3 protein-coding genes are annotated in these 3,613 nt (G+C 65.0%); 1 reads left to right on the top strand and 2 read right to left on the bottom strand.

Translation table 11 applies throughout. The annotated features are described in order from the left end of the window. Both EN781_RS28575 and EN781_RS28570 read right to left on the bottom strand, forming a co-directional pair. Positions 1–1,992: DNA translocase FtsK (locus EN781_RS28575; protein WP_145965682.1), on the bottom strand; the 1,992-nt coding region annotated here is incomplete at its 3' end. A gap of 218 nt (positions 1,993–2,210) precedes the next feature. Continuing rightward, the gene (locus EN781_RS28570; RefSeq protein ID WP_127400556.1) at positions 2,211–2,927 is read right to left on the bottom strand and encodes a TetR/AcrR family transcriptional regulator; all 717 of its coding nucleotides are present in this window, start codon (positions 2,925–2,927) and stop codon (positions 2,211–2,213) included. Between the two features lie 146 nt (positions 2,928–3,073). Between EN781_RS28570 and EN781_RS28565 the strand changes: the two genes are divergently transcribed. Then, the coding region (locus EN781_RS28565) for a biotin/lipoyl-binding protein (protein WP_145965681.1) at positions 3,074–3,613 on the top strand (540 nt) is incomplete at its 3' end.

Below are 3,613 nucleotides of genomic sequence, written 5' to 3'. Positions count from 1 at the left end.
GCCCAGGATGGTGCGGCTGTCGATCTTCGACGTCACCTGGAAAGAGATGCGGGTGGGGAAATTGGCCTTGATGGTGCCGGTGATGACGTCGACCGAGGGGCGCTGCGTGGCCATGATCAAGTGGATGCCGGCGGCGCGCGCCATCTGCGCCAGCCGCTGGATGGCGCCCTCGATCTCCTTGCCGGCCACCATCATCAGGTCGGCCATCTCGTCGACGATGATGACGATGTAGGGCATCGGCGCCAGGTCGATTTCCCGTTCCTCGAACAGCGGCTCGCCGGTGCCCTTCTCGAAGCCGACCTGCGCCTGCATGACAACGACCTCGCCATTGTCGCGGGCGGTGGCGGCGCGCTGGTTGTAGCCGTCGATGTTGCGCACGCCGAGGCGCGCCATCTTGCGATAGCGGTCCTCCATCTCGCGCACTGCCCATTTCAGCGCCGTGACGGCCTTCTTGGAATCGGTGACGACGGGCGTGAGCAGATGCGGGATGCCGTCATAGACGGACAGTTCCAGCATTTTTGGGTCGACCATTATGAGGCGGCATTCCTCCGGCTTCATCCGGTAGAGCAACGACAGGATCATGGTGTTGATGGCGACCGATTTGCCGGAGCCGGTGGTGCCCGCGACCAGCAGATGGGGCATCTTGGCCAGGTCGGCGATGACCGGCTCGCCGCCGATCGTCTTGCCGAGGCCGAGCGCCAGTCTGCAGGACGTGTTGCGGAAGCCGGCCGATTCGATCAGTTCGCGGAAATAGACCGTCTCGCGCGTCTCGTTAGGCAGTTCGATGCCGATGACGTTGCGGCCGGGCACGACGGCGACGCGCGCCGAGATCGCCGACATGGAGCGGGCGATGTCGTCGGCCAGGCCGATGACGCGGCTGGACTTCACGCCAGGCGCCGGCTCGAACTCGTAGAGAGTGACGACCGGACCCGGCCGGACATGGATGATCTCGCCCTTGACGCCGAAATCCTCCAGCACGCTTTCGAGCAGGTCGGCGTTCTGTTCCATCCGCTCCTGCGACATGTAGAAGCCCTGGCCCTCCGGCGGCATTTGCAGCAGTTCCTCGGACGGAAGCTCGTAGCCGGACGGGGCGGTCGACGGCACCACCTTGCCGGCGGCGGGCAGAGACGGCGCGCGCTTCGCGGTCCGGGCGCCTTTTGGAACGGAACTCGGCGCGGCGGGCTCCGCCGCAGGCGCCCGAGGCTCGGTGTCCAGCGGAGCGGGCCGGGCGGCGTGCGTGCCGGCCAGCGCTGTCGTTGGGGCAGGGCTTGGCGCCGGCCCGTTCGAACGCCATTCGATGACGCGGTAGAACGAAATTGCCTCGCCCGGGGAGGCGGAGCCGGACTGGGTCGGTCGCGCCGGAGGTTGCACGGGCGCCGAGGCGGGCGGTGGCGACGATTCGTTCAGGCGAGCCCGCGCCAGGCGCTCGGCGAGCAGGGGCATGCTGAACTCGAAAAAGGCATCATCGGAAAGATAGGACCAGCGGAATTTCGGCGGCTGCGCCTTTTGCGCCGGAGTGGCGACCGCCCGCGGCGGCGCGGCAACGGCCTGCGTCGGCTTGACGATGGCCTGCGGCGATCTGGCCGAAGCAGTGGAGACCAGGGCGGAAATTTTCCCGGCCGGAGTGGCCGGCTGGGGGGCCGACGGCGCGGGGCGGAAGGAATCGCCGCGGGAAGGCATCGCCTTGGCCGGCGCTTCATCATCCGGCTGCGCTGCAGGCCGCTTGTCGGAATCCGGCGTGCGGGTAAAGCGCACATTGGGCGCGAGAAAGAAATATTGCTGCCAGGCCGGGCGGCCGAACTCGCCACCCTCAGAATCCAACGAGGCGGCGGCATTCGATTCGCCCTCAACGGAGGCTCGCAGCGTGACGACCTGCCCCGTTTGCCGCTGCGGCGGCGCGGCCGCGCCTTGCTGCCGGGCATCTTCCGGATGACTGTCAACGTTGTCGCCATGGGCGGAAGCGCCGGAAGGATTGGCACGGGAGAAACGCATGGATGTCACACTCGAGATTCGTCGAACAAACGTGTCCCGAGACATAGGAACCGATGGTTAACAAGCCCTTCCGGAGGGCTCGGCAAAAGGGGCGATCGACGGTCGATTTAAGCGGGAGGAAGGACGTGCCCCGCGGACATCGGGGCTGGTTACGAATCTGCGTCGCGACGTCAAGGCACGTCGCGATCCTTCGCAATCGCTCCGCGCGCTTCAGGTTTTCACGCCGACTGCGCCGCCTGCTCCTCGGCCGCGAGCCTTTCGGTGCCGTAGGCCTTCAGGAACATGCTGACGCCCGACCTGACGACATGGTCGATCTCATCCTGGCTGGGGGCCTTGGTGCGGTAGGAGAATATGCACTGGCGGAAAAATCCGGCCAGGCAAAGTTCAGTGAACTGATAGGCCGCAAGATCGACATCGTCGATCTGCAGCAGGCCGCGTTCGATGGCGGCATTGAGGAAGGCCATGACCTTGTCATGGCCGCGTTTCGGGCCGCGCTCGTAAAACCGCGCGCCCATGTCGGGTATCCTGTCCGCCGCGCCGATCACCGTGCGCTGCGCCTGGATGACCTTGGCCGAGGTGATCTTGAGCGACAGCACCTTGCCGAACTTGACCAGCGTCTCGCGCAGGTCGCCGGAGCGGTCGAGCATATCGTACATGTTCTTGAAGATTGTGCCGCGCTCTTCCTCGATCAGCGCCTCGAACAGCTCTTCCTTGTTGGCGAAGTAGACATAGATGGTGCCTTTGGAGACACCGGCCTCTCGGGTTATGTCATTCATCGAGGCGGCCTCGAAGCCCTTGTCGATGAAGACACGGCGCGCGCCCTCGATAATCTGGCTGCGCTTGACCGGATCCTGCCCAGCCGCCGGGCGGCCTCGACGCAGGCTGTCCAGCACGTCGCACTGGTCCGTGCCGGGGTCGGACACTGTTTCGGCCATAAAAGTCACACCTCGCAGAATAATTCGAACCAACCGGTTCGATTGCCTCTTGATATGGGCCTGTTTTAGCGCTAAGTCAATCTCCGTATCGAACCGAACGGTTCAGTATAACAGAATTTCCTCATATAGACCTGCTGAGAGATATCATGTCCTCGAACGCGCCCGCCACCGCCGAAGTCCGCACGTTTCCCAACGCCAAGGTCCAACCATCGACCGAAGCGCCGGAAGCGTTTCCGCAGCCCGCCACCGTGACCCCTGCCGAGGCGCCCGCCAAGAAGAAGCGTTCGGTGCGCTCGCTGCTTCTGCCCATCATCGGGCTTGGGCTGCTCGGCGCCGCCGGCTGGTACGGCTACGACTACTGGACCGACGGCCGCTTCATGATCTCAACCGACGACGCCTATGTCCAGGCCGACATGTCGTTCGTGTCGCCGAAGATTTCCGGCTATGTCGACAAGGTCCTGGTGAGCGAGAACCAACAGGTCAAGGCCGGCGATCCGCTGCTGACCATCGACGACGGCGACTACAAGATAGCTGTTGCCCAGGCCGAGGCGCAGATCGCCACTTTGGCGAAGACGCTCGACCGCATCGACGCGCAGACCAAGGCAGCCCAGGCCTCGCTGCAGCAGGCGCAGGCGCAGAAGGTGGCCGACCAGGCCGCGGCCGACAATGCGGCGCGCGCCCAGGAC

This window comes from Mesorhizobium sp. M4A.F.Ca.ET.090.04.2.1 (assembly GCF_003999085.1).
In the GTDB taxonomy this organism is placed as follows: Bacteria; Pseudomonadota; Alphaproteobacteria; order Rhizobiales; family Rhizobiaceae; genus Mesorhizobium.
Note: the sequence above shows the minus strand (reverse complement) of the source record. Positions and strands in the feature narration are given on the sequence as shown.